The organism is Ferruginibacter sp. SUN002 (assembly GCF_050611725.1).
Lineage (GTDB): Bacteria > Bacteroidota > Bacteroidia > Chitinophagales > Chitinophagaceae > Ferruginibacter.
In genome coordinates this window covers 2,403,538-2,426,069 of sequence record NZ_JBODJB010000001.1, presented here as the reverse complement: position 1 = coordinate 2,426,069, position 22,532 = coordinate 2,403,538, and the positions used below count along the sequence as shown (strand labels likewise).

The 22,532-nt window shown below is 37.2% G+C and carries 10 protein-coding genes; all 10 read left to right on the top strand.

The window, feature by feature from the left end:
• Positions 1–429: 429 nt before the first annotated feature.
• Positions 430–2,832 carry a hypothetical protein gene (locus ACQ33O_RS10490; protein ID WP_430995534.1) on the top strand — a complete coding sequence of 801 codons (2,403 nt, stop codon included), beginning with the start codon at positions 430–432 and terminating at the stop codon, positions 2,830–2,832.
• Between the two features lie 75 nt (positions 2,833–2,907).
• Positions 2,908–4,011, top strand: a complete 1,104-nt coding sequence (locus ACQ33O_RS10485; protein WP_430995533.1) for a hypothetical protein — start codon at positions 2,908–2,910, stop codon at positions 4,009–4,011.
• A gap of 426 nt (positions 4,012–4,437) precedes the next feature.
• The gene (locus tag ACQ33O_RS10480; RefSeq protein WP_430995532.1) at positions 4,438–6,096 is read left to right on the top strand and encodes a DUF6377 domain-containing protein; all 1,659 of its coding nucleotides are present in this window, start codon (positions 4,438–4,440) and stop codon (positions 6,094–6,096) included.
• Positions 6,097–6,408: 312 nt separating this feature from the next.
• Entirely contained in the window at positions 6,409–9,531 is a 3,123-nt protein-coding gene (locus ACQ33O_RS10475; RefSeq protein ID WP_430995531.1) for a SusC/RagA family TonB-linked outer membrane protein, read from the top strand.
• A gap of 23 nt (positions 9,532–9,554) precedes the next feature.
• Positions 9,555–11,387 (top strand): RagB/SusD family nutrient uptake outer membrane protein, encoded by a 1,833-nt coding sequence (locus tag ACQ33O_RS10470; protein ID WP_430995530.1) that lies wholly within the window; start codon positions 9,555–9,557, stop codon positions 11,385–11,387.
• 39 nt (positions 11,388–11,426) lie between these two features.
• Complete coding sequence (locus tag ACQ33O_RS10465) at positions 11,427–12,656, top strand: glycoside hydrolase family 71/99-like protein (protein ID WP_430995529.1); 1,230 nt, start codon at positions 11,427–11,429, stop codon at positions 12,654–12,656.
• 16 nt (positions 12,657–12,672) lie between these two features.
• Complete coding sequence (locus ACQ33O_RS10460) at positions 12,673–14,778, top strand: glycoside hydrolase family 97 protein (protein ID WP_430995528.1); 2,106 nt, start codon at positions 12,673–12,675, stop codon at positions 14,776–14,778.
• 70 nt (positions 14,779–14,848) lie between these two features.
• Positions 14,849–16,021 carry an IPT/TIG domain-containing protein gene (locus ACQ33O_RS10455; RefSeq protein ID WP_430995527.1) on the top strand — a complete coding sequence of 391 codons (1,173 nt, stop codon included), beginning with the start codon at positions 14,849–14,851 and terminating at the stop codon, positions 16,019–16,021.
• A 113-nt stretch (positions 16,022–16,134) separates the two neighbouring features.
• On the top strand, positions 16,135–17,781 hold the full coding sequence (locus tag ACQ33O_RS10450) for an endo-1,3-alpha-glucanase family glycosylhydrolase (RefSeq protein WP_430995526.1): 1,647 nt from the start codon (positions 16,135–16,137) through the stop codon (positions 17,779–17,781).
• 283 nt (positions 17,782–18,064) lie between these two features.
• The gene (locus ACQ33O_RS10445; RefSeq protein WP_430995525.1) at positions 18,065–22,522 is read left to right on the top strand and encodes a gliding motility-associated C-terminal domain-containing protein; all 4,458 of its coding nucleotides are present in this window, start codon (positions 18,065–18,067) and stop codon (positions 22,520–22,522) included.
• Positions 22,523–22,532 lie beyond the last annotated feature (10 nt).

Genomic DNA, 22,532 nt, shown 5'->3' with positions numbered 1-22,532 from the left:
TGGGGAATAATTTTTAAGAACAATGCGTATGAATTGACGCAACATGCTATGCCGTTACTATGCTAATATGTTTATTTGTTATCAATTTTTTGTTCAACCAATATTTCCAAAATCTTTTTTTTTGATCAGTTAGGTGCATTCATTTTAAAATCGGATTGATGTTTATATCAATTGTCTTTCGTGTTTTAAAAAATACTTTTTGTATTTGAGGAAGATTAATTCAGTTATATAGTTTTTTTTATAATTTATCTGTAAGATTTTGATAGTCAGTATCAAAAATCAAATTTTTATAATTTTTTGGAAATATTATTTATACAAGATTGATAATAATTGTCCCTGCCTGAATTGTTTGGTTATTTTGATACAGCTTCTTTTCAAGCTGATATAACTTCGGTAAAGAATAGTTGCTAAGATTGTGTGAATGCTGTTATGAAAAAATTTCTGTTAATTCTTTTTCTTCATTTTATTGTTTTTAATTCTATTAATGCTCAAACAGTTTATGCCCCCGTGCCTGTAACAAAATCAAACACAAAAAAAGTATTTGTACATGTTATGCCATGGTTCGAAACTAAATCTTCTAATGGTGGAACCTGGGGATATCACTGGAAAATGGTGTCTAAAAATCCCGATAACATATTGCCAAACGGCCAACGTGATATTGCTGCATGGTATTATCCTAAGATCGGTCCTTATGCTTCCGGTAATCCTGATGTTGTAGAGTACCAGCTGCTATTGATAAAATTAGCCGGTATAGATGGGATAATGATCGATTGGTATGGTACACAAAATAAATTCGATTACCCAAAGAACAAAGCGAATTCAGAAAAACTAATTGCATTACTTCAAAAAGTTGGATTGAATTATTCAATTGTTTATGAAGATGCAACATTGAATAATGCAACAGATAAAATTGCTACAGCGAAAGCTGATATGGCGTATATGCAAACAAATTATTTTTCACAATCTAATTATGAAAAATATAATAACAAACCTTTGTTGCTAGATTTTGGTCCGCAAGGATTGTCAGGCGAATCAAACTGGACAAATGTGTTCAGTGATCTAAGTCCCAAACCATCATTCTTTCCCTTGTGGTATAATTATAATGCCGGAACAAATGCAAGTGGTTATTTTGCATGGATCTACAGTGATTACTTAACCGGATTAAATAATTTTTATAACAACAATTCATTTCCATCAAAAATTGGTTCGGCATATCCCGGCTTTAAGGATTATTATACGCAAGGGGGAGCTGCCGATGGCATCAACTGGGAGATTGCACATAACGGCACAGCAACATTCAATGCAACACTTGATCTTGCGTTATCAAAAAATCTTCCATACATACAATTAAATACTTGGAATGATTATGGAGAAGGAACCATGATTGAACCTACTGTTGAATTTGGTTACAGCTTCCTTACATCTATACAAACTAAATTAGGTGTAAGTGGTTTGAATCAGCATGATCTTGAATTAGTAGATACATTGTACGATCAACGAAAACTTTATAGCGGTAATGCAACAGAGCAGGCAAGACTGGATCAGGCATTTTATTATATGGTGTCATTGCAAATGGGTGCAGCTGAGGCTTTGTTGCTTGGAACAACGTATACACCGCCGCCACCATTGCCCGATCCGTGGGATAGCACACATGTAGGAGCTGCCGCAGGATCTGCAGGCTATAATCTTGATACATTCAAAGTGAGCGGCTCGGGAGCAGATATATATGGTACAACAGATGCATTTCAATATGCATATCAGCCTATAACCGGCGATGTTACCATTATTGCCAAAGTTCTTTCAATTGATAACACTAATGTTTGGGCCAAAGCAGGATTGATGATAAGAGATGGTCTTGGTGCAACGGCAAAAAATGCAACGATTGTTATCACACCATCAAATGGGATCAACTTTCAATATCGAAGTACTGTGGCAGGAGTAACTACCAATAACGGCGGCAACACTTTTGCGACACCATATTGGTTGAAATTGGTACGAGCAGGAAATGTAATTACCGGGTATTATTCTTCAGATGGAAATACGTGGACACAATTGGGAACGATCTCAATTGAGATGTCAGCTACTATTTATGTAGGTATGGCTGTTACCTCACATAACGATGGTAACATTGCAAACGGAATTTTTACGAATGTAAGTGTAACTCAGCCGCCTTTTATCAATTCTTTTTCGCCAACGTATGGATTAACGGGCTCAACGGTTACAATATTGGGTAAAAATTTTACAGGCGCATCGGCAGTAAGTCTTGGAGGAGTAGCCGTATCATCGTTTACGGTTATTTCCGATTCAGTTATTACAGCTATCGTTGCCAACGGACAAACCGGAAACATAAATGTAACTACAGCTTATTCAACAGCATCACGTAGCGGCTTTTTTTATCAACTTTGCTCAGGTGTTAGTACGATACTAACATCTAACCTCATTGGTACAAATTACCAGTGGCAGGTAGATGCAGGCACAGGGTTTGCCAATATTACAAATAATGCAAATTATGCCGGGACTAATACCATGGCTTTACAATTGAATGCACTTCCTTCCTCTATGAATGCATATCGGTATCGTTGTGTGGTAGATGGAAATAATAGCAATGCATTTACATTAAGATTTGTAAATCGTTGGATAGGAGGTATAAATACCTCATGGGAAACGCCGGGAAACTGGAGTTGTGGTGTTTTGCCTGATAGTAATACAGATGTTGTTATAAGTGGCGCTTATGTGGTGATCAATTCTGACCCGACGATCAGGAGTTTGACGGTTGATGCAAGTAGTTTCATAATGGTGAATGCAGGTAAAAAAGTTGTCATCAACCACTAACTAATTCTTTACTTAACTCAATATATAAGTATATTTATATAAGATTTTACCAAACACTAAACAAAATTTGCCATCATGAAAAAATTAATTTTTACTTCCTTCTTTTGCAGCGTCTTAAGTTCGTTGGTATTTGCTCAGGTAGGTATTGGTACAAATACCCCAAACACTTCCAGTGTACTTGAGCTCAGTTCTACAACAAAAGCGTTTATTCCTCCCCGTATGACTTCGGCTCAAAGAGATTTGATTGTTAATCCTACGGCAGGGATGATGATCTTTAATACCACGGCTACCTGTGTTGAAATATTCAGAGGCACTCAATGGTATAATATATGTACCGGTACTTCATCAACACCTCCGACACCAAGTTCTAATACAGTTGCTGCTGCCAACCTGATTGCACACTGGACTTTTGATAACACTAAAGCGGAGGCTATTTCTGGTGTTTTACCAACTACAGGAGGTACAGTTACAAACAACGCAAGTGGCGGACAGATAGGGGGCTATGCCAGTTTCAATAATGGTTATCTGGTTTACCCAACCATTACGAATATCAATAAACCTGATGCTTTAGCTGCAGGTTTTACTTTTACAACATGGGCAAAAGTGCCAACTGCTACCAATCTTACTTCTTTATGGCAGATCAATGGAAACATAAATGATATTTGGGGTTTGGTTGCGTATACTTTCCGTCATTTTGCGAATGACTCATTAGATCTTGATGGTACAATATCGCATGTAAATGGTTCAGGTGTACATTCAACATACGGCGATGCATTTCGTGAAGGAACAGCAGCTGACTTTAAAACCGCTCCAACTGCCTGGGCATTTTTAGCAATGGTGTATGATACAACAGGTGGTACCAAACAAATTAAATACTATTGTAATGGAGTGTACAAAGGAGCAAAGACAATTTCAACTGCCGTTATACCGGCAAATGAGCAATTTGAATTGATTGCTACTTCAAGTTTTGGCGGAACAGGAAGACAACAAGTTACCTTTGGTACATTCAATTATTCTGGCAGCCCGGCTGTGTTCCCTTCCGGTGGTACAAGCTCTTCTGCATGGCAAAATACAAGCCTTCCTTCCGGTGCTGCAATTGATGATACAAGGTTATTTAATAAAGCTCTTTCGCAAACTGAAATTTCAGATCTTTGGACAAGAGGTTCAGCAGGAAATTAAAAAAAGATCATTTTACATTATTTAAAAAGCCCCCGATTTGTCGGGGGCTTTTTTGATTAACCCTTAAATATATAGACAAATATATAGTGCTCCGGTATCTCAATTTTATAAAAAGAACCCAATATTTTTAATAAATAAAATTCAGCGACTCTTTTTGGTTCTATTGTATTTTATGTAAATATGTATTTTATTTTATTTTGATTTTCAATAGATTAAATTCTATTATTGAAAATATGATCAGCTCTTTTAAATTCGAAATCTCTTTTAAATTTGTTATATATATATATATTGAATCTGTTTCCAATTCATTAAAAAATATTTACTAACTTACAGTTGATTTATTTTTATTTTAGATAATTTGCCGCCGAAAACTCATTGTGCATTTTTGATAATGCTAAGTGTGTAACGTAACCTTTACTTATTGCTATGATTAAATTTTTTACATCTGTCTCCCTAATTTTGATATTCTCTCTAAAGGGTTTTTCTCAATCTTCCGAAGTATATAATTTCGATGAGTTGAACAACATAATGGAGGATGCCGGCAGCTATGACAAAGCAATTGAAAAGACTATTGATAGTTTGCAAAAAAGAATGCATCTTGTTTCGCCAAACGATTTGTTGACTCAATACGAATTAAGCAACCAATTATACGAGTACTATAAAGTTTTTAAATATGATTCTGCTTATGAGTATGCAGTTAAGTGTCAGAAAATTGCCTACAAAATAAATGATCCTGAAAGAATTGCGCATTCAAGTATCATTTTAAATTTCACATTGCTTTCTTCCGGCTTATTCAAAGAATCGGCAGATTCCTTGCAGTCGTTTGCATTAGGCAATGTTAGCGATAAAATAAAAGCGGAATACTATTCGCTAAGAGCAAGGTATTATTACGATCTAGCTGATTATGCAAGAGATAATTACTATGCTCCGTTGTATAATAAAGCAGGTGGTGTATGTCTCGATTCAGCGCTAAAGCTTTTTCCGATCCCATCATTTTCATATTCATACTATACAGGTTTGAAAGATATCAGATTGGGTAATATGCTTCAGGCAAAAGCCAATTTTCAGTCGATGCTTAAAAAAGGGGGCCTAACTGATCACGAGCTGGCACTGGTTGCGTCTACTTTAAGTGATATCTATATTCAAAAGGGTAGCATTGACTCTGCCATTGCATTGCTGATAGATGCCGCCATAGCAGATATTAAATCTTCTACAAAAGAAACATCAGCCATGTATAACCTGGCACAGCTACTTTATAAAAAAGGAGATATTAAAAATGCATCCAAGTTTATTGAATATGCTATTAAAGATGCTGCATTTTACGGTGCCCGACAACGTAAGGTTCAGTTAATTGCCATTCTTCCGTTGATCGAAGCTGAAAAAATCAGTCAGGTTGAATCGCAAAAAAAGATACTGATCGGTTATTCGTTTGTGATGACCATTCTATTGATAGCCGTTATTTTCCTTGCCTATACGGTGTATAAACAAGTTGCAAAGCTAAAACAAGCTCAAAAAATAATCTCAGAAGCCAGTCAAAAAGAACATGAGATCAACCAACAGCTAGCCGAAACCAATAATAAGCTATCTGAGCTGAATAACAAGTTATCAGAAGCTAATAAGATCAAAGAAGAATATATCGGGTATTTCTTTAATGCTAATTCTGAATTCTTTAATCGAATTGAAAGGTTCAAGCGTTCAGTTGAACAAAAATTGGTAGACAGAAAGATCGATGAAATTAAGTTTCTGGTAAACAATATCAATCTTCGTAAAGAAAAAGAAGACCTGTTAAAGAACTTTGATAAAGCCTTTTTAAGACTATTCCCTCATTTTGTAAAAGAGTTCAATACATTATTCAAGCCGGAGGACAGGATACAGTTAAAAGACGATGAAATACTGAACACTGATCTTAGGATTTTTGCTCTCATACGTATGGGCATACACGATATCGGAAAAATTGCCCAGATTCTTGAATATTCTGTGAATACAATCAATACTTACAAGACCAAGATCAAGAACAAATCCATCGTTCCAAATGAGGAATTTGAGGTTAAAATAATGCAGATTGAAACGATCACAACGATTTAAAAGATATATCCCCCAATAAATCACGAAACAAATTTATATATATAAATAAATTCCAATTTGTTATATATCATTGATAATCAAAAAGCTATAATTCAATTATAGCTTTTTTTTTGATTATTATTGATATTTCGGCTATATAAATTGTTTTCAGGTGATTTGTACATTTACTTTGACTTCCATATAAATATTAACGATTTTACTGCCAAATTTCCGCTACAAATGCATCAGGTTTACGCTAACCGCCTTTGTATCGATTTGCTTGTTTTCCGCTAATCTTTATTGGGGTAATTTAAAATATCAAACTACGTTTCCATGATTTTACAAAAACGATTGACCAAAACTTTGTTCCTTGCAATTCTCCTGCTCATTGTAAACAATGTTTTCTCACAACGAACTATAACGGGTAAGGTGCTCAACGACAAGAGCGTTCCTTTGAACGGTGCTAGTGTTATTCTGAAGGGAGATAAAAATCCCGGTGTTAAAACAAATGAAAAGGGGGAGTTCACATTGTCAGTTCCGGCAGATGCCAAAGCAGTAGTAATTTCCTTTACCGGGTATGCTGCAAAAGAGGTATCCATAGTGGGTAAAAACTCAATAGAGGTTGAATTACAGCTTTTAATAGGTACGCTAGATTCTATTGTTGTGGTTGGGTATGGGTCAAAAAATAGAAAAGACGTTACCGGAGCCATTTCATCTGTAAAAGGTGATGATATTAAAAACTTACCAAGCCAAAACGTAGCGGAAGCATTGCAGGGCAGGGTAGCCGGCGTTGACGTGGTGAAAGAATCTGCTGAGCCCGGTGGAAATTCTGCACAAATCATTGTTCGTGGGGTTTCTTCATTAAGTCAGCCTGAACCTCTATACGTAATTGATGGGGTGATACAAAAAAATAAAGGCGGTGCTAATATCAACAATAATGATATTGCAACCATCGACATTTTAAAAGATGCCAGTGCTGCTGCAATTTATGGTGCTTCGGCAGCTGGTGGTGTAATCATCATCACAACAAAGCGTGGGGCAAGTGGTGTTAAACCAACGATTAATTTTAATGCTCGTTATGGTATTACCAAACCATTGGTATATACGCTTTTAAATAAAGCAGATTTCCTGAAATTTAAAACCTTAACAAAAGATCCTTATTACGCAAATCCGTTTAACGATGCTGCTATTGCCGGCTACCCAGATTATGATTGGGTAAAAGCATTATATAGCAATGGTGTTGAACAAAACTACAACCTGTCATTATCAGGTAAAACATCTACAGTTGATTATTTTGTTTCAGGCGTTTATAACAAACAAAAAGGTATTTTCTTAGATAATAGTTCAGATTATGGAGCTGTAAGAATTAACACCGACGTAAAAATATCTGATAAAATTAAAATTGGTGAACAGATCAATGCATGGCATAGAAGTACTACGCCTGTAAAAACATCTACCGTTATTACACCGTTCAGAACAGCACCTACCGGTCAGGCATATAGTAATAATGTAGAGTTTCCTTGGGGAGATTTTCCTGCAGGATATCAAGGTGTAAACCTGATGGCCCAAATTAAAACTGCAAAGTTTGCTTTTCCTGAATACAGTTTTCAAGGTAATGCCTATGTAGAAATTAAGTTGCCTCCAAAGTACATGACATTTAAAGCAACTGTTGGTTATACCTACTCAGGATACGAAAACAATATTTACCGAGATAAATACAACACTGCAGTTACGCCATTAACCATTAACAGTTTATACAGATCTCAAGGTAAATACGAACAATTATTGAATGCGTTTATCTTAGCCTATGATCACACTTATAATGGTGTTCATACAATCAACCTTTTAGCAGGTTATGAAAATTATACAAATTCTACTCAAAGTTTAACAACCAATGTAACTTCAGTTGCAGGTACTTCTTACGGATATATTCCTACATCTGGCTCTACATTTACTGTAAATGGTGGTTATGATCCGAATGGTTTGGTACGTTCATATTTCGGTAGAGTGAATTATGATTTCGATAAAAAATTAATTGCAACTTTTACTTTACGTGACGATGCCAACTATACAACATTCGGTCCAACAAACCAGCATGGCTTGTTCCCATCGGCATCAGTTGCATGGAAATTAGATAAAGAAAGATTCTTCAAAAAAATGTTCCCAGTTTTCGGACAATTTAAGTTGAGAGCAGGGTATGGTTCGTTTGGTAACAGCCAGATACCACCTTACGGATACGTTACAACTTTTGCAAGAGCAGGTTATCAAAACTTCGATAACAATGGAGTGTCATTGGCAGGATATACACAAGAGTTAATTGCCAATGAAGATGTTAAATGGGAAACTTTAAATGAAACGAATATTGGTTTAGATGCTGATGCATTTGGAGGTAAACTATATTTCTCACTTGATTGGTATAGAAAATATACAGAAGATATGCTTTATTGGGTGCCTGTTCCTCCAAGTGTAGGTATTCCTCCACGTTATGATGAGTTGGGTAATGAATTATCTTCTGCAATACTCTATAACATAGGTAACGTTAAAAACTCAGGCGTAGATATCTTAGTAGGGTATAGAAATAAATATAAAAAACTAAGTTACAATTTGAGCTTCACCGGTTCAATCAATAAAAACAAAGTGGTTAATCTTGATGGTATTAGTAATAAGCCAATCACTCCGTTGGGTGCTAATAGCAACTATCCTGCAACCAATAACAGTTTATGGGTGAATCAGCCATTAACTTATACTGCTACAGGTTTGCCTTTTGGTCAATTTTATGGATATAAATCTTTAGGTATTTTCCAAACAGATGCAGAAGCTGCTGCATATCATGCAACACAGCCAAGAGCTCAGGCTGGTGATCTGCATTTCCAGGATACGGATGGTAATGGTGTTTTAAATGATGATGACAAAGTTGCTATCGGTAACCCTTACCCTAAATTTACTTACGGGCTTACTGCCGGTTTAGGGTACAAGCAATTTGATATGTCATTATTGTTTAATGGTGTAATGGGAGTAGATATTTATAATGGTGTTGCGCCATATACCATGTCAATCTACGATGGTGGTAATGTAACAGATAAAGTTTTTGGTGCATCATTCCTTGGAGATAATGGACTAACAGATCAACCACGTATTGGTGGTATCGATGGAGGTGATTTTGAAAGAGACCCGAACGGAAACTATTCAAAAGCAAGCAGCTATTTCGTTGAAAATGGCAGTTATCTGAAACTTAAAAACATTCAGATAGGTTACACATTGCCAGAAAGCATTACAAAGAAATTCAAATTAAAGAATACACGCCTTTTTGTTATGGGTAATAATGTATTTGCAATAACAAGTTATAGCGGTATCGATCCTGAAATAGGTGGTGATATTTATCGAAGAGGTATTGACAGGGTTGCACGCTATCCGAATGCAAGAACCTATTCTTTTGGTATTGATATCACTTTATAAAGCTTAAATAAAAAAATATTACAATGATAAAGAAACTAATTTTCATACTTGCTTTAGGTAGTACAGTTGCTGCTTGTAGAAAAGCTCCGGAAAATGGATACGAGCCGGTAGATCAGCTGAATACTTATAATGCTCCTACTACATTAACAGATCTGGAATCATTTTTGGTTCCCGGCTATTCAAACTTTCGCAAAAGTTTTAACCTCTATGGTTTTAACCTGTTAACAAAACATTTTGCATCGTTAGAACATGCGGCAACTTTGGATTACAAGGATGATAGAGACTGGAATGAACTGATCATTCATAATGTAACTACACCGAATCCTTATGTGAGTAGCCTGTGGGCAGGTTTATATACAGGTGTAAAAAATGTGAATGTGTTTTTAGACAGAGCAGATTTTTACGAGAGTCATTATGCAAAAACAACAGAGTTTGATGCGATCAATCAACTTCGTGGTGAAGCATATTTTTTAAGAGCTTATTATTATTTTCAATTAGAATGTCTTTTTGGAGAATCATATATGACTCCATCAAGTGGTGGCGATAAAAGAGGTGTTCCTATTTTCAAAAAGATCGCATTGAATCTCGAAGAAGCTTCCCAGCCAAGAAGTACCGTTAAAGAGGTATGGGATTTTATTATCGACGACCTTAAGCAAGCAGCTTCAAAACTTGCAGGCGTGAATAGAGCAGGAGCGACCAAAGGAAGAGTATCGGAATGGGCTGCTAAAGGGTTACTAGGTAAGGCTTATGTGTTTACCGGTCAGTATGATTTGGCAAAACCTGTATTAAAAGATGTAATTGATAACAGTGGTAAATCTTTAATGTCATTCTCGAAATATAGCAATGCATTCAATGCTTTGCCTGAATCAAATGAATTTAACGAAGAGTCATTGTTTGAAATAAATGTTGAAAGAAGAACAGGTGGTAGCGGTATATTTTCTTCAGGTACAAGTCCGGATGACCTTACAACTTCTCAAGGGTTGATCTGGGGACCAATGATCCTTGGTTTGGATGGATACGAAACAGGCGGTGGCAACATAGACATGTCTCGTGTTAATATTTTTGTGAACGATAAAAACCTTCGTCGTTTCGGTTTTACGTTACCGTTATTTGATACAGTACAAGCACCGGGCTTTTCGGGTACATCTTCCCGTACAAATCCTCAGTACATAATGAAACCTTCTTACAGACAACAATCTTTGGATGTACGTGCAGATAAGAGTGTAGACCCTCGTTTATATGTTTGTGCTCAACAACCTTGGGTTGATTCGGTGAATGATAAAACCGGTACTTTCAGAGTGCCTGTTGCAAGAGCAGGTGGTAACATCGGAAACATCTATCAACAATATGGCTGGAGTTTTAAAAAATATACTACTGTTGATAAATCAATCTATACTTACAATAGTTGCGATGGTGCTAACTATTATTTATTGCGTTTAGCTGACGTGTATTTATTATATGCAGAGGCTTTAAAAAATACCGGCGATGAGCCTACTGCTCTGGAATATGTAAACAAAGTGCATAGAAGAGCATATGGCCAACCTATCAATTCCCCGTCATCATTTGATTATACATCATGGACTGCGGCAACAAAAGCTTCAACCGCTGATGTTAATTTAAGAAACAATCCTTTGGCCTATGAAAGATTCGCTGAGTTTTTTGCTGAAGGACAATGGTGGTATGATGTGTGTAGATGGAGATTCGGCCAAAGTGAACAAGAGTATTATGTGAAGGCATTATCAGACGGAACGGCAATAGCAGCATGGGAAGATAAAATGTATACTTATCCAATTCCATCTACTGAGTTGAGTTCTAATAAAAAAATTACAGCAGCGGATCAAAATCCGGGGTATTAAAATATTGACGTTTAGTTTTTGATGAGTAAGATTTGCCAGATGAAAAATATTAGATTATTGTTATTGATATTCGTTGTTACATACTTTGTTGGATGTAAGAAAAGTAGTACAACTGTTGATGAGACTTTATACAATGGAACCGTTGTGGTTTATTCTCCGGCAAATGTTGCAAAGACGGTTTCAAAAAGAATATTTTCTCATGTGATGCCTTGGTTCGAATCAAAGGAGTCTAACTCCGGACAGTGGGGGCAACATTGGAAAATGGCTAATAAGAATCCGGATGTTACGGACGGAAGCGGTAAAAGACAAATAGCGTCTTATTATTATCCCATGATCGGCCCTTATGCTTCGGGTGATTATGATGTTATAGAATATCAGCTTTTATTGATGAAGTTAAGTGGTGTTGATGGAGTGATGATTGATTGGCCGGGTAAACAATTGTTGTACGATTATCCTTTTTCGGTTCGTAATACAGAACGAATGGTTGCAATGCTTGAAAAAGTAGGATTGACTTTTTCAATCGTATATGAAGATAGAAATCTGGTTGATGCAGGTGCCAATAAAATTGCAGTTGCACAAAATGATATGAACTATTTGCAATCTAATTTCTTCGGTCTTTCTTATTATGAAAAAGTTGACAGCAAGCCACTCTTGCTTGATTTCGGTCCAATACAAATGCAAACACCATCAGACTGGACAAGTATTTTTTCAGTGTTAAGTCCAAAGCCGTCTTTCTTTACGCTATGGTATGAATCAGGCGAAGCAGGTTCAAATGCTTCTGGAGAGTATGCATGGATTTATAGTAATTATTTGACAGGGTTGAATAATTTTTATAACAACGGATATACAGGTAAAAAGATCGCAGCTGCGTATCCCGGGTTTAAAGATTTTTATACCGCTGGTGGATGGGGAGGAGCATTGGGATGGCAGATCGATCATAACGGTACAGCAACTTTCAATGCTACATTAGACGCAGCATTGGCATCGTCGTCTAACTACATTCAATTATGTACCTGGAATGATTATGGAGAAGGAACGATGATAGAGCCCACACAGGAATTTGGGTACGGATTTTTAACTTCTTTGCAAACTAAACTTGGAGTGTCGTCTTTATCACAAACAGATCTTGAAACGGTTAACAATCTTTATACAAAAAGAAAAGCATTTAAGACAGATACAGAAAAACAGAAAAAATTAGATCAGGTTTTTTATTACATGGTTTCCCTGCAAATGGAAAAGGCAAAGAAATTATTAAACTCGATCACCTAACAGCAATAATTATTTAATGACTATCAAGCAATATATCAGTTTGTTTTTCACTTGTTGGATACTGAATGCAGCATGTGCACAGAAAGAGTATACGATCAACTTTCAAAAAATAAAATTGACATTTAATCTCAATACTGAAGGAACTCCTGTGTATCAGGTCACTTATGGTTCGAAAGATATCATTCAACCATCTTCGTTGGGATTTAAGTTGGTGGATCATACGCCATTAAATAATGCGTTTGAAATAGTTGGCGTTGATAGTAGCATTTTTGATGAGATATGGAAACCTGTTTTGGGTGAAGTAAGCAAGATTAGAAATCATTACAAACAATTGCTGGTACATCTTAAACAAAAGAGGACAGGTTATTTACTGGATATTGCTTTCAGAGTGTTCAATGACGGCGTTGGCTTTCGTTACCAGTTTCCAAAACAGAACAACTTAAAATATTTTATTGTTGCTGATGAAGAAACGCAATTTAATCTTGCAGGTGATCATAAAGCTTTCTGGATTCCCGGCGATTATGATAGTAACGAGTACGAATACACGGAAAGTAAACTAAGCGAAGTTGATAGCAGATCAATTGTTGCATCCAGCACAGATATTTGTGTACGTACGGTAAAAGATTTTTCATCGGTACAAACGCCGTTGATGATGAAAACAGCTGATGGTTTGTACATCAACATCCACGAAGCTGCACAAATCAATTATCCTGCAATGCAATTGCATGTAGATAAAAATACGAATCAATTGAGTTCAAGTTTGGTGCCTGATGCTGTTGGTAACAAGGCATACTTACATGCTCCGTTCAATACACCATGGAGAACGATCATTGTAAGCGATAAGGCTACTGATATTCTTGCTTCAAAAATGATCTTGAATTTGAATGAACCTTCTGTTATAAAAAATACATCTTGGATCAAGTCTATGAAATTTGTTGGAGTATGGTGGGAAATGCAGACGGGTAAAGGTGGATGGAATTATGCCAATCATGCAGACAGCTTAAATGCAAAGGGTCAGTTAGTGCCGAATGGCAGACATAGTGCTACTACAGCTAATGTTAAACGTTATATAGATTTTGCTGCGGCAAATAAAATCCAGGGTGTTTTAGTTGAAGGTTGGAACGTTGGTTGGGAAGATTGGTTCGGCACCTGGAAAGAGCAGGTGTTTGATTTTGTAACGCCATATCCCGATTTTAATGTAAAGGAATTACAGAATTATGCAGCTAAAAAAGGAGTGCAGATCATTATGCACAATGAAACGGCAAGTTCTGCAACAGCTTATGACAGATCCATGGATACTGCTTTCAAGTTCATGAAAAAATTTGGATACAAATCAGTTAAAACAGGCTACGTAGGTAAAGTTGTTCCTCGTGGTGAGTTTCATGATGGGCAATGGATGAACAATCATTATCTACGTGTAGCAAAAAAAGCAGTTGACTATCAGATTATGGTTGATGCACACGAACCGGTACGTCCAACGGGTTTAAACAGAACCTATCCGAACTGGGTAGCATCTGAAGCCGGCAGAGGAAATGAATATTTTGCATTCAGTCATGGCAATCCTGTAAATCACGAAACGATATTGCCATTTACACGATTAATGGGAGGAGCAATGGATTATACACCGGGCATCTTTAAACTAAATCATTATGCGGCGGCTGATACAACAAGACGTTTACGTTCTACGCTTTGTAAGCAGTTAGCCTTGTACGTTACTTTATATAGCCCTTTGCAAATGGCGGCAGATCTTCCTGAAAATTACGAAGCTCATAAGGATGCATTTAAATTCATCAGCGATGTACCGACAGATTGGGATGACACAAAAATATTAGAAGCAGAGCCGGGAGATTATGTTGCTATTGCCCGTAAGGGAAAAGGCACAAACAATTGGTTTATCGGAGCTATTACAGGAGAGAACAGCAGAGAAATCAATGTTGATCTGTCGTTCCTTGATAAAAATAAAAAATATGCAGCGGTAGTTTATGCAGATGCTCCCGGTACAGACTATTTAAACAATCAGGAAGGATATGTTATAAAGAAGATCAATCTTACACGAGAGTCAACATTAACATTAAACCTCGGAAAGGGCGGAGGAGCGGCAGTTTCAATTATTCAACTATAAAATATTCTAAATTCTTTTATTCACGAAAACACCAAAACTTTTATTAATTAAAAATTAAACTTAACGAACAATGAAAAAGATGAAAAATGCAATGCTTGTATTAGCATGCGGATTATTCGCAACAGTGGTAACGACCACGTCTTGTAAAAAAAGCAGCAGCGGTGGCGGCGGTGGAACTGCTCCTACCATTACTACACTTACTCCAAACCATGGTTTGGTTGGTGCAACAATTGTTATTGCCGGTACAAATCTTACAGGTGGTACGGTGAAATTTGGTAGCGTAACAGCCTCTGCAAGTTCAGTAACCGCAACTTCTATTACATGTACAGTTCCTGCAGGTGCTGCAACAGGTAATGTAACTGTAGTAACTTCTGCAGGTACAAGTAATGCATTGGCATTTACTTTAGATGTAGTTGCATTGCCTACTTCAAATGATGTAGCTGCTGCTGACCTTATTGCTCACTGGACTTTTGATAACACAAAAGCTGAAGCTATTTCTGGTGTTGTGCCAACAACTGGCGGTACTGTTACCAATAATGCTGCTGGTGGACAAATTGGTGGTTATGCAAGCTTTACCAATGGCTATTTGGTATATCCAACAATTACTGCTCTAAACGTTGCTGATAAATTAGCTGCTGGTTTTACATTTACTAGCTGGGCTAAATTTCCAACTACAAATAACTTGAATTCATTATGGCAAATCAATGCGGCTACTCAGGATATCTGGGGGTTAGTTGCTTTCTCTTTCCGTCATGGTGCAAGTGATTCATTAGATTTGGATGGTACTTTAACTCATGTTAATGGTACAGGTACTCATTCTACTTATGGTGATTTATTTGCAGAAGGAACTTATGCCGATTTCAAAACAGCTCCTACAGCATGGGCATTTATTGCAATGGTTTATGACACAACTGGTGGTACGAAAAAAGTGAAATATTATGCCAATGGGGTATTAAAAAGAACAGAAAATATTGCAACTACTACCATTGGTGCTTCAGAACAATTTGAGTTAATGACAACATCTAGTGGCGTTGGAGCTGGACTTACACAAAGGCAGCAGGTTACTTTCGGTACATTCAACTATACAGGTACTCCATCTGTTTTTGCTAATGGAGGTGGTGCACCTGCAGGTTGGCAAACATCTGATTTCAGTGGTTCAGTTGACGATACAAGATTATTCAAAAGAGCTTTAACTGCAACTGAAATAGCAAACTTGTATGCTTACGGTTCAGCAGGTCGCTAATTAGTTTTTGATTAATAAAAATGGAAAGCTGCTGCTGTTTGCAGCGGCGGCTTTCTTTTTTAATATTCGATTTTTTGTTTGAGGTACTTTAAACTTTATTAAAAAGTAGCTGTATGATACATTACAATAAAATTTTGCAAAGGAGATTTTTGCTGCTAACGGTGGCTTTTCTTTCGCTTTTCACAACTGTAAAAGCGCAGGATGATCTGTTCGATCTTCCTGAATTTAAATTGCCGTTGACCGACAAAAAATTAGTCATTGCACATTGTATGACTCATATCATCAGTTACAATGGTCATCCGATGGAAGATGGATGTAACCCTGAATTTTATCCTATTACAAATAATATATCTGCGCCAATTGGCGGTTTAACACAAGTGAATGTAATGAGCGATCCTTACATGAAAGATTCATCTTTGGAACATGCAGTTGAATTTGAGATGTTGGCTGCTAAACGTTGTGGAATAGATGGGTTTCAATTTTACTACACATTAGAAAATAAAAGTTGGGATAAGATCATTCAAGCTTATTTTAAAGTAGCTGCCGAAAAGAATATAGATTTTAAATTCACTTTTTGTTTTTCTCATCCAAGAGTAGAAGGAAAAGATGAAAATATGAAATTGGTTGAATTTGCCAGCAGGGTAAAAGCCATTCAGGATAGTGTTGGTAAATCTAATCCACACTGGTTGCGTACGCCTGATGGAAGATTGATCGTTTATTTATGGTACGGCGAACAAATTGCTGATATACCATCAGAAGAAAATATGGGAGGACATCCGGCTGAATATTTCGCCGCAAGAGCATACAAAAAACTGGCAGATGCTGTTGGAGAAAAATTTGCCTGTATGTATTCTGTTAATGAAAAGGTGAGCAATTCTCAAATACATAAACTGCTGGATTATTTTCCATCGGTTTGGATGTGGACACAGGCTTATACCTTTGAAGGCTTAGATAGTAAGATCGCTTCAATAAGTAAAAAGAGAGGCAGACAATATACCGTTTCTGCATTTCCCGACTTCTATACTTCAAAGGTTTTAAAACCCGGTACTTGGGATATGTTAACCACTGCAGCAGAAGCAGTCATTGCAGGAAAAAAAGGCATTGAAAGAAAATACATGGTCACAGGGCTTTCTGAAACTTTCCGTCGTCAACTGGATTTTGCCGTTAAGGAAGATGCGCCGATGATCAATATCATTACATGGAATGATTATCCGGAAGGACATCACTTCGCTCCGGAAATAAATCATAACTATGGATTCTCAGTGCTACTTACTTACATGAAAAGTGTTTGGCAGGGAAAACCATCTCCGTATGCAGATCGTGATGTTGCAATAGCATTTTTTAAAAAATATAAAAAAGATATTAAACCTGACCCATATAATATAAAGACAGAAAATTTAGGTAAAACAACACAGACCAATTTTGAAGATTCAATTGAAGTGGTTACAATTTTACCACAGGCAGGCCAGTTGATGGTGAATGGCGAAACTGTAAATGTTCCGGCAGGATTAACTTCTACCAGATTCAAACTTCAGCCCGGGCCTGTAAAGGTTGCGGTGATGAGAGATGGGGTGGTATCGAAAAGCTTTACTACACCTGAATGGATCACGGACAAGCCGCTTAGAACAGATCGTATAACTTATACCTATGATACAGAGTACGACAGTTTTCATAAAGATCTTTTCGGAGATAAACCCCCAATGTATTCTACGCAATACAATGAGGAAATAAATGAAAAGGAAAAATCAGCACAGCGATAGTGGGAAAAGCCTTGTTTTAGTGTGATGATATTTCAAATGGATTATACTTATAAGTATATAATTATTTTGATAATGTGTATGTAATTAATTGGCATACAATTTATTGTGTTTTTAATTGAATTTATTTAGATAAATATTTTCTATATCGAATAATATAACTTGCTGATGGCCTGCATATTTTGCTAAATTCGTACACTTGGTTTAATAGTGAAATTTGGCATTTATCAAATTGTAAAATTGCCTAAGCTGTTATTGAAAATTTAGTTTTATAAAACAACTGCATATGAAAAAAAATGTCCTTCTTTTTTTGGGTAAAGGTCTTTCTAGTCCGACTTTACTTAAAATTTATTTGATCTGTATAACTACCGTATTTTCTATTGTAGCATCTGCACAAAATACTTTTAATGTAGCCAACGGTAATTGGAATACAGCGGCCAACTGGAGTTTGAACCATGTTCCCAACGGTACAGAAAATCTGGTTATTCCATCGGGAAGTACGTGTACTATGGATGTGAATTATACCGGCGGAAATACTTTTACTATTACGATAGGAGGTACATTAAACATTCCTGCAGGAATAACATTGGATAGAACTGCTGCAACCATTTTGATGAATGTGAATGGTGCAACAATATCGGGAGGAGGTTCTATCAATATTTATACGCTTACAATCAATACGCCCAATGCCACTGATGTAGTTAATATTACCAACTCATCAAACGCTGCTCCGGTGACAATCGGCAAGGATAATGCAACCGGTACAATTAATTTTACAAAGGGTATTTTGAAATTGACCGGACAAACGCTGGCTATTTCAAAAATAGCTACAATAAATGGCAATGGTGGAAACTTTGCCAATGGTGCTGATGGTGTGGTAGGGCATACTAACGCAGATGGAGGAACGCTTTTATTGAAAGGTAATTCCGGTGGTACAACAACTGTAAATGGAACGGTTGTATTTAATGATGTTGATTTTGGAGGTTCTGATGGTAATGTGGTATTAGATCTTAAAACCTCTACCAGTGTTATTAATGGTATTGCAAAAATTGTTAATCAGCAAGGTAAGCTGGGAAATTCAAATTCGCCTATCTGGGGAGCTGCATCAACACTTAGTATAGTTTACAATAGTGCATTCAACTATAATCCTGGGAAAGAGTGGGTTTCAATGGCTTCAGGTACAATTGGTGTTACTCCGGGTTATCCGAATAATGTGATCATGTCAAATACCGGTACTTCTGCCGGAGGTTTTAATAACGGTAATGGATGGGTGCCAAATGGTTCGTGGGCTATCAACGGCGTACTTACGCTTGGTAATAACTCAACAAATGCACAGGTAGATTTCAGTAATGTATCTTCATTCAGCTGTGGCGGTTTTGTGTTGAACACCAACTCAAGATTTACTGCACCCAAAGCTACAATGACTGTAAATGGTAACTGGACAAACAATCAGGCTGTATCAGGTAATACTAAAGGTTTCTTTATCAATAGCACTTCAACAGTTGTTTTTTCTGGTTCAGCATTATGCAGCGCTCCTAATACAATTACCGCTCCTGCCGGAAATGCAGAAACTTTTAATAACCTTAGTATCAATACGAACATTAGTTTACTGAGCCCCGTTACAGTTAACACTACAGGGATTCTTACACTTATATCCGGAGCAGTAAGTACAACTACATCAAATATCCTTACAGTTAATAATACTTCTACATCAGCTATTTCAGGTGGTTCTGCATCAGCTTTTATTAACGGGCCAATTGCAAGAAACCTTGCTGCAACTGCAGGTAATTATGTTTTTCCTGTTGGAAATGGTACTTGCGCTGCAACATATCTTCCGTTTACAATTAATAAACCTGCAAGCAATGCCACGGTAGCAACTGTACAAGCATTTAATACAGGTTCGGGAGGCACACATGACGCTTCAATTACTTCTTTAAGTACAACAGAATATTGGTCGATGACAACAACGGCTCCATTTACTAACGGAGCTAATGTTTCTGTATCAAGATCAACTCCACTGGGTAGCGTTAATATGCTTGCAATGAGCCAAACTACAGCATCAGGAATCTATACTGCGATCGGTGGTACGGTTGGAGCAAATGATGTTACAAATGCAGGAACTATTGGTAATAATTCTCCATGGTTCTTTACATTGGCACAAGGTCCGTTGATCTTAAGAATAGTACAAGTAGTTTCTCCTAAATGTAATGGAACGGTTGGTTCGGTAACGGTAGGAGGAAGTGGTGGTACTGCTCCTTATCAATATGCCACAGAAACAGGTGCTTTTTCAAGCAACAATCTTTTTGAAAATTTAGTTGCAGGTAAATATATTTTCCGTGTAAAAGATGCAGATGGTACTATAGCTAGTGCAACTGTAATCTTAAAACCATTATCTACCATTGCCGACACGTCTGTTTGCGGCGGTAATTCAGTTACATTAACAACATCAGGTGCATTTAGTTATAGTTGGACTTCTTCTCCTGCAGGATTTACTTCTACATTGGCAAGTCCTACAGTTACTCCATCAGTTAACACTACTTACTATGTAAATGCGTTAATATTAGATAATTCGGTGAACATGATTACCAACGGTAATTTTGAAGCAGGAGCTACAGGCTTCACATCTGATTATATCAACCTTACCGGCAATGGGCAAATACCTTACAATGCCGCAGGGGATGTTGCTGCAGTTGGTAGTGCAAGTCATAATGGTATATATGCAATAGTAGGTGCAAGTAATAACTTGTGTAATTTCTTTACACCGGCATTCAATGATCATACAACCGGATCAGGTAAAATGATGGTTGCAGATGGACCAAGCAATGGAGTTGCTAATCAGGTTATGTGGTCACAAAATGTTACAGTAATTCCTGGTAACTCATATGTATTATCTTATTATTTCAGTAATGCAAATAATAATGCAACTTCTGCAAATATTCAAACAATGATCAATGGCACTGCGGTTACTACATCTGCAGGATTCAGTGCTAATCCATACGCTACTTCACCGGCTGGTGCAGCAGGTTGGAAACAAGTTTCCTACTTTTGGACTGCACCGACAGGTGTTACTACCGCTGCTATCAGTTTAATTGATCTTGTAAACAATGCAGACATTGGAAATGATTTTGCAATTGATGATATTACAATGTACAATACTTGTATCGTTACCGACAGCGTAAAAGTGAATGTGTCTTCTACGCCTCCAACAGTTACCAGTCCGATTACTTACTGTCAGAATGCAACAGCGGTGCCTTTAACTGCAGTTGGTACAAACTTAAAATGGTACGATAATAATAATGTATTGCTTGGTGCTGCACCAACACCTGTAACTACAGCAATTGGCACAACAAATTATTTTGTTAGCCAAACACCTGCAGGAGGTTGTTCTGAAAGTTCAAAAGCAACAATAGTTGTAAGTGTTACCGCACCAAACACGGTACCAACATTCGCACCTGTTGCCGCTATTTGTGCCGGTGCTACATTGAATGCATTACCAACGACTTCAACCAATAATATAGTAGGTACCTGGTCTCCTGCGTTGAACAATCAAGGAACAACAACATATACCTTTACACCAAATCAAGGACAATGCGCTACTACAACAACCTTGCAAATTGCGGTTAACCAACCTGTGACACCAACATTCGCACCTGTTGCCGCTATTTGTGCCGGTGCTACTTTAAATCCGTTGCCTACCACATCAACCAATAATATTAGCGGTACATGGTCGCCTGCATTGAATAATCAGGGAACAACAACTTACACCTTTACGCCAAATGAAGGACAGTGTGCAACGACAACAACACTGCAAATTGCAGTTAACCAACCGGTAACTCCAACATTTACACCGGTTGCGGCGATTTGTGCCGGAGCTACATTAAATGCATTGCCAACCACATCAACCAATAATATTAGCGGTACATGGTCGCCTGCATTGAATAATCAGGGAACGACTACATATACATTTACACCCAATCAGGGACAATGTGCTACTACAACAACCTTGCAAATTGCGGTTAACCAACCGGTGACACCAACCTTTGCACAAGTTGCCCCGATCTGTGCCGGTGCTACATTGAATGCATTGCCAACCACATCAACCAATAATATAAGCGGTACATGGTCGCCTGCATTGAATAATACACAAACAACAACTTATACATTCACGCCAAATCAAGGCCAGTGTGCAAGCACAACCACATTACAAATTCAGGTTATTCAGTTGCCGATTGTAAGTGCAGGACCTAATCTTAGTGTAGTTAGAAATCAACCAATAACGATCACGGGTACAAGCAACAGTGAGGGCGTTTATACATGGTCGCCTGCAACCGGTATTAATCCAACAAATAGTTTAACAACAGTAGCTCAACTTACTGAAGTTGGAACTTATGTGTATACATTAAACGTTCAATCGGGTAATTGTAGTGCATCGGATGATATGACACTAACGGTAACGCCTGATGTAGACTGTTTAGATCCTATGAGAGGATTCACTCCGAACGGCGATGGAAAAAATGATAGGTGGATCGTATTCAACGATGAAGGTTGTTTTGCTAAAGTTCAGGTAGCTGTTTATAATAGATATGGTGGGTTAGTTTATCAATCAAATAAATATACCAATAACTGGACCGGCGAATTTAAAGGTAAGCCTGTACCGGATGCGACATATTACTATGTGATAAAAGCAACTTCAGTGAATGGTAAAACCACCGTTAAAACGGGTAATGTAACTATCATCAGATAATAAACACACT